This is a genomic window from Salinibacter sp. (assembly GCF_042218895.1).
In the GTDB taxonomy this organism is placed as follows: domain Bacteria; phylum Bacteroidota; class Rhodothermia; order Rhodothermales; family Salinibacteraceae; genus Salinibacter.
Genome location: NZ_JBDGQQ010000106.1, coordinates 4,111 through 11,202 on the forward strand (window position 1 = coordinate 4,111; position 7,092 = coordinate 11,202).

The following is a 7,092-nucleotide window of genomic DNA, read 5'->3' on the forward strand; positions in this document are numbered from 1 at the left end:
TGCCTGCGTGGGCAAGCGCTAAACCTCCCACCGATCAAGACTGGGATATGAGTCGCGTTCGTGGTAGCTCCGAAGGCGGGGCACTGCGTGGGCGAGATAATAGCGCTCGTCGGGGCCGTCGTCGGGTGAGGAGAGAGAGGCCAGTTCGATGTCGCCGGTCGACTTGTAGAGACGAACGCGGCCTACCGACGCGTCGGGCGGGCCGAAGGCGTAGAGAAGATAGTTCTGTGCTTCCTCAATCTTTTTTACAGAGATCGGCAGTCCCATTGCAGTGGAAGCAATGCGGAACGGAGAAATCGAGTGAGGCCTCGCGTGCAGGCTGTCTTTCGGGCAACCGCAGACCACGGTTGGCGGACCACCCGAGGGGAAACGGCCCCGACCGAGATGATTCTTTTCGGAGCTCCCGGGGCAGGGGGAAGTTCTCCCTCGGTGCACGACATCGCGCACGGACTGGCGCGCTGGGCCGTGGGAGTGTCTCCCGGGAGTTCCGGGAAGTTCGCGTCGATCAATTAGCGAGCGAGCATGAACGGGCCGCCTCGCGTGTAAAATCTCGCTACGGTCCCGTAGCCGTCCGCCAGCAGTCGTTCCCCGCCAGCTGTCGTCCGCCGCCGGCTAGATGCCCGACGCAATGAGGAGTTCGATGTCGCGGTGACTCATGCCAAACATCGTGGCCAGGCTCTTCTTGGTGAGGTGTTGCCGGTAGACGTACGTGCCGTTGCGCAGCCCTTCGTCGCGCCACAGAGCCTCGTTGATCGAGTCGGCCTCACCAATCCGGATCAGGTAGGGCACAAGGACGTGCGTGAGCGCATACGTGGCGGTGCGTGCCGCGTTAGACGGCATATTCGGGACGCAGTAGTGGATAATGTCGTGCCGGCGGTATACCGGATCGGAGTGGGTCGTAGGACGGCTCGTCTCAATGCATCCTCCCTGATCCATGACCGCATCGACGATGACACCACCCGGCGGCATGGAGGCCACCATGTCTTCGGTGACCAGCATCGGGGAGCGTTCGCCCCCGGCCATCATGGCGCCCACAACGACGTCGGCCGACCCCACCGACTGGCGGAGGTACTGGTCCCCGGCCACGGCCGTCGTGACGTTGCGGTCGAGGGTATGCTCTAGGTCGCGCAGGGCCCCGAGCTCCGTGTCGAGCACGATCACGTGAGCCCCATACCCAAGGGCCGTGCGGGCGGCCCATTCACCGATGACGTCGGCACCCAGGATGACCACGGTAGCGGGCGGAACGCCCGAAATTCCCCCGAGCATCACACCCTTTCCGCCTTCGTTGCTCTCCAGGTAGCGACCGGCAATCTGAATGGCCATGGATCCGGTGATCTCGTGCATCATGCGCACCAGAGGAAAAGTGCCGTCCGGATCCCGAATGAACTCGAAGCCAATCCCTGTAATATTGTGTCGCATCAGGTGATGCAGGTACTCAGGGGTTGTGCCCCCTAGATTGAGGGCGGAGAGGAGGATTTGCCCGTCCTGGAGCAGATCCATCTCCTCCTCGACCGGCGGCCCCACCTTCACGATCAGGTCGCTGCGTTCGTAAAGGTCGTCGGGGGCCTTCACGAGCTCGGCCCCCGCGTCTACGTATTCGTCGTCCTGAAAGTGGGCCTCGTGTCCGGCACCCTCTCCGACGTAGACCTCGTGACCGTTGGCGACGAGAGCACCCGCACCGCTTGGCGCCAGGGCGACGCGACGCTCTTCATTCCCCACCTCCCGGGGAACGCCGATGCGAAGGGACTCATGCTCGTCCGCCTCCTTGAGCGGCTTCTCCATGGTCATGAGACCACGCTCGCGCTCTATGCCCTGTAGTGAGGGAATTTCCATAGAGACAGTTTGGATCCCAGCGAAGTACCGTTGAGTTGATTTGTCGAATCTTGGTCCGTGTGCAATACGGACAGACAAACTAACATACGGAACGCGTTTCGCTTTTGCACACCTGAGTTGAGCACATGATGGAATAAAATCAATCTTGAGACGCCCTGGCTGACACTCGGCATCTGTGCGTACAAGAAGAGCCGGGACCGGACGTGCACGCTGCGGAGCCCGGCCCCCGTCTTGCATGCTGACGCGGATGGACCTTCTGCGGCACGCCTTCTATCATAAGCACCTCAGCCCTACATTGTCCGTCTGTCCGCCTTCGATCTCCAGCCCCAGCGATGCACGACACCACAGATCCTTCACCGGTGGCGATTGTGGGGGCGGGAGCGGTAGGGACAGCCCTCGCGCGCCGACTTGTCGCGTGCGGCTACCGGGTGGAAGCGGTCCTGAGCCGGAACGCAGGCGCCGCGCAGACCCTTGCGAGTCGCGTGGAGGCCCCCGTGAGCGGCGAGGCGTGGGAGGCGCTGCCGGCGGACGTGCGGCTCGTAGTGGCTTGCGTGCCGGACAACGCGATTGCGTCCGTGGCCGAAGCGCTGGCCCCCCTCGATCATCCCTGGGGCAAAACCATCGTCGCGCACACGTCCGGGGCCCGAACCGCCGCCGCCCTTGCCCCGCTGTCTCGGGAGGGGGCCGCCACGCTCAGTTTTCATCCCCTCCAAACGTTCACGCCGGACACGCCTCCCGATGCCTTCGACGGCATTGCCATTGGGCTCGAGGGAGACGACCGGGCCGTGACGGCCGGAGAGACCCTGGCCCGCGCCCTTGGGGCTCACCCGGTCCGGCTCACGGCCGAGGACAAGAGGCGGTACCACTGCGCCGCTGCCCTCGCCTCCAACGGCCTAGTGGCCCTCACGGCCGTGGTGGAAGAGGTGTTTGACGCTGCGAACCTCAAGCCGAACCCTGGACCTTCGGGGGCCGAACTCGTTGGGCCTCTCGTCGAGCAGACCTGGACCAACCTGCAGCAGGGGACGCCGGAGGGGGCGCTCACGGGACCTGTGGCCCGGGGCGACGAAGAAACCGTCCGGGCCCATCTCGAGGCCCTTGCCGACGAGTTGCCCCACCTTGTCCCGCTCTACGTGGCCCTCTCCACCGAAATGGTGCGGGTTGCAGTGCGTGGAGGAGCCCTGGACCAGACACAGGCAGAATCCCTCCTCACACTGCTCCGGGCGGCCGTGGAGTCCTCTGCCAGCGGCGACGATTCTCCTGCACCCCCACTTTGATTTTTGAAAGCCAGTGGTTTCTTTACCTAGAGGTAATGAAGAACGGAACCCCTTTCGATTCCTCGTCTTTACCACGGGACCGATCCACGCCCTGTCCGAAGGACGAAAGGGTCGGACCAGGCCTGAAGTTCCTCAGGCCCCTCCCCACCACAAACGTCTCATAATGCACGCCTTGCATGAGCGAACACACGAGCAGCGGTCGGTCAAAACAGTCTTCCGCCGGTGAGCCTGAGAACGGATCCCACCAGGAGCTTATCGGGGAGCGGTCTCTTCTGCTTGAGGGAGAGGAAGAAAAGGCGCCGGAGTTCCTGGAACCGAATGTCGAAGCAATCCAAACCCTAATTGACAAGGCCGATTGCCAGGGAGCGACCTATCAGTCCGTTGCCGTCGCTGCGGTGCAAATTCTGGAGCGGGCCCTGCGGTACGAGCGAGAGGCAGCCGACGCGGCTCTTTCGCTCGGTCAACAGGAAAAACTGGAGTCCATGGTCGAAACGGCCGAACAGGCCACGTCCGTCCTGCGCAGCACCCTTAGTGCACAGGGTCACAAAGTGATGCACCTACGCATGGAGGAGGTGCAGTCCCCCTCCTCGTCCTCCGCGTCGTCGAGACAGCACCCGTGGTGGTTTGTTCTTACCGATGCGCTAGAGGTGCTGGAGGAGGGAACCGACCGGATGACATCGCTCACGACGGGACAACCGGTGAACAGCCCGGCCCGGGAACTGAGCCAGCACGTTGCCCAACTCCTCCGGGGCCACCACGATACGCTCTTGCTTGAGGCCGAAGACTGGATTTCGTAGTCTCTATTCCAGCCAAGGCTCTTGAGGCGTGCAAATCGGGTACTCCTACCTCTTGGAACCCGGTCCCGTACCGCTCCGATCTCCCGTTTCCCTCGCGCAAGGGGGGAAACCGTCTCGGCTTCGTTGGTCTCTGAATTAAGCCGCCGTTCCGCGAATGTCCCCATCGTCCCCCGACCGCAGTGAGCAGGAACAGCGTCGGCGCGAGGAACGCAAGGCCCTGGAAGAACGGGGCATCGATCCCTATCCCTACGCCTGGGACACGGATGCCCGTGCAGCCGACATCCTCGACACCTTCGACGACGACAAACATCAACCTGAGGATGGGGAGGAGGGGCCCTACACGGTCTCCATCGCCGGCCGCATCACCGATCTCCGCGTGATGGGAGGCTCCACCTTCTTCGATCTGCGCGACGAGACAGGACGGATTCAGGTGTACGTCCGCGCGCAGGACCTCCCCGACGATTACTACGACGAGGTCTTCACCGAACTGCTCGACATCGGAGACATCGTTGGGGTCGAGGGATTCGTTTTCCGCACAGGCATGGGCGAGGTCACCGTGCGCGCCGCCCACAACTTCCAGCTGCTCGCCAAGTCGCTCCGCCCGATGCCGGTGGTGAAAGAGACCGACGACGAAACATACTACGAGGTCACCGACAAGGAATTTCGGTACCGCCAGCGCTACGTCGACCTTGCGGTGAACCCCGAGGTGCGCGACGTCTTTCGCCAGCGGTCCACGCTCATCTCCACGATGCGCGACTTTCTTGACGAGCAGGGCTACCTGGAGGTGGAGACGCCTGTCCTGCAGCCGGTCTACGGGGGAGCCTCGGCTCGGCCCTTCGAGACGCACCACAACGCGCTCGACATGCCGCTCTACCTCCGCATCGCGGACGAGCTCTACCTGAAGCGGCTCCTCGTGGGCGGCCTCGAAGGGGTCTACGAGATCGGCAAGGATTTCCGGAACGAGGGCCTCAGCCGGTTCCACAATCCGGAGTTCACGATGATGGAGTGCTACGTGGCGTACAAAGACTACCGGTGGATGATGGACCTGACGGAGGATCTCCTCCGCACTGTGACCACTGCCCTCCACGACGCCCCCACGGTTGAGTTTGAGGGAAACGAGATTGACCTGAGCGGGGAATGGCGACGCGTTGCCTTCTTCGAGGCCATCGAAGACGCGACAGGATTCGATCTGTACCAGGAAGACCGGGACACAGTCTACGACGTGGCCGCGAACGAGCTCGGGCTGGAGGAGGCCGACGCCGGTATGGATCTCGGCGGGCTGCTCGACGAAATTTTCAGCGAGACGGTAGAGCCGGAGCTTATCCAGCCCACGTTCGTGGTCGACTACCCCATCGAACTCAGTCCTCTCGCCAAGAAACACCGTGAGAAGGAGGGGCTTGTGGAACGCTTCGAGCTCGTGGTGGCGGGACGCGAGATTGCCAACGCCTTCAGCGAGCTGAACGACCCGCAGGACCAGCGTGAGCGGTTCGAGGCGCAGGCTCGCCAGCGGGCCGAAGAAGAGGATGTGGATCCGGACGACCTCATCGATGAGGACTACCTCCGTGCCCTAGAGTACGGCATGCCCCCCGCTGCGGGCCTCGGCATCGGCATTGACCGCCTCACCATGCTCCTTACCGGGCAGGAATCCATCCGGGACGTGATTCTCTTTCCCCTGCTCAGGCCCGAGGAATAACGAGGAAGTTCCTCTCGGGGTGTGCTTCGAGGAGGGACGCATGGTTAAATTGCGGCCGGAGTGCTCGGACATCGGAACGGAGAAGGCGAACGGCACGAAACATCGACTCTCAGCCTCCCGATGTCCTGGTGCGTGCCGCGCAGAGGCACAGCGCGCGGCCCCCGGTGACTTAGGATGTTGTCATGTCCACTCCCCACACTTCCCACGACGTCGAGGTCGACGAACGCGAGGGGTACTGGGCCCTCATCGTCGGAAACCTCAACTTCCGCCGGCTCTGGGTCGGAAACGTCATCTCACTGCTGGGCGACTGGTTCAACACCATCGCCCTCTACGTCCTCGTTACGGAGCTTACCGGCTCGCCCCTGGCGCTGGGCGCCGTCTTCATCACCAAGATGCTGCCCTGGGCCCTCTCGGCGCCGCTGGCCGGCGTCATCGTCGACCGTTACGATCGGCGGCGGCTTATGGTTGGAATGGATCTGCTGCGGGCAGTCGTCGTGCTGGGCTTCCTGCTCATTAACCGGCCCGCCGACGTGCCCTGGCTCTACGCGCTCCTCACAGGACAGGTGGTGGCCGGGGCAGTCTTCAACCCGGCCAAGAGCGCCGCGCTCCCCAACATCACGACGCCCCGAGAGCTGCTGACGGCCAACGCGCTGATGTCGGCCACGTGGTCGACGATGCTCGCGGTGGGGGCCGCCCTCGGTGGGGGAGCCGTCGAGGTGTTGGGCACCGATGCTGTCTTCTGGATCGACAGCGGGACGTACGTCGTCTCGGCCCTTTTCATCCTGGGAACCACCATTCCACAGGACACCGATCCGGCGGACACGTCGCTTCTCCGGTCCGCTGTCCGCGAGGTGGTGGACGGCTGGCGTCACCTGCGGGCGCATCCGCGCATCGGTCGGTTCGCCTTCGCGAAAGCCGCGTGGGCCCTGGGGGGCGGAGCACTCGTCTACATGCTCGCCCTGCTTGGGGACCGCATCGCCCCGACGGCGCTGGCGGCTGGAATCGGCGTGCTGTTCATGGCCCGGGGCATCGGCACCGGGGTGGGGCCTGTTGTCGTGCGCGCCCTCTTTACCGACCAGCGCCGGTGGCCGATCGTCGTGGGCGGGACGATCAGCCTCTGCGGCCTCTGCTACCTCGGGGTCGGCCTTCTGCCCTGGGCAGGCAGTCTTGGACCCGTCGCCGCCATCTGCGCACTGGTCGTGGTGGGGCACGCCGCCAGTGGTGGCAACTGGGTGCTCAGCACCGTCACGTTGCAGAAGCGCACTGAGGACCGATACCGGGGCCGCGTGTTCTCAACGGACTGGCTCCTGGTCATGAGCGCCGAGTCGCTCTCGATCTTCGCGGGCAGTGCGTTGCTGGAAGCCGGATGGCTCGATCTGGCCGGGGCCGTGCAGGCGTTCGCCCTCCTTCAAGTTGCGTGCGGTCTTGCGTGGCTCGCAATCGTGGTCCCTCGGGAACGGGCCGACGAAAATGCCCCCGAACCACAGTCCCCCGC

The 7,092-nt window shown here is 64.0% G+C and carries 6 protein-coding genes; 4 read left to right on the forward strand and 2 right to left on the reverse strand.

Annotated features, from left to right (window positions below):
- Positions 1 to 18: 18 nt before the first annotated feature.
- Together ABEL04_RS09590 and ABEL04_RS09595 are read right to left on the reverse strand one after the other, a co-directional pair.
- Positions 19 to 267, reverse strand: a complete 249-nt coding sequence (locus ABEL04_RS09590) for a hypothetical protein (RefSeq protein ID WP_375802171.1) — start codon at positions 265 to 267, stop codon at positions 19 to 21.
- A gap of 345 nt (positions 268 to 612) precedes the next feature.
- Positions 613 to 1,833 carry an alanine dehydrogenase gene (locus ABEL04_RS09595; RefSeq protein WP_375802172.1) on the reverse strand — a complete coding sequence of 407 codons (1,221 nt, stop codon included), beginning with the start codon at positions 1,831 to 1,833 and terminating at the stop codon, positions 613 to 615.
- 332 nt (positions 1,834 to 2,165) lie between these two features.
- Here ABEL04_RS09595 and ABEL04_RS09600 point away from each other — a divergent pair, with 332 nt between their 5' ends.
- The 4 genes from ABEL04_RS09600 to ABEL04_RS09615 all read left to right on the forward strand — a co-directional run.
- Positions 2,166 to 3,107: a Rossmann-like and DUF2520 domain-containing protein gene (locus ABEL04_RS09600; protein ID WP_375802173.1), complete on the forward strand. Its 942-nt coding sequence runs from the start codon at positions 2,166 to 2,168 to the stop codon at positions 3,105 to 3,107.
- A 176-nt stretch (positions 3,108 to 3,283) separates the two neighbouring features.
- Positions 3,284 to 3,904, forward strand: coding sequence for a hypothetical protein (locus tag ABEL04_RS09605; protein ID WP_375802174.1), 621 nt, complete (start codon positions 3,284 to 3,286; stop codon positions 3,902 to 3,904).
- A 154-nt stretch (positions 3,905 to 4,058) separates the two neighbouring features.
- Positions 4,059 to 5,597 (forward strand): lysine--tRNA ligase, encoded by a 1,539-nt coding sequence (gene lysS, locus ABEL04_RS09610; protein ID WP_375802175.1) that lies wholly within the window; start codon positions 4,059 to 4,061, stop codon positions 5,595 to 5,597.
- A gap of 182 nt (positions 5,598 to 5,779) precedes the next feature.
- The coding region (locus tag ABEL04_RS09615; RefSeq protein WP_375802176.1) for an MFS transporter at positions 5,780 to 7,092 on the forward strand (1,313 nt) is incomplete at its 3' end.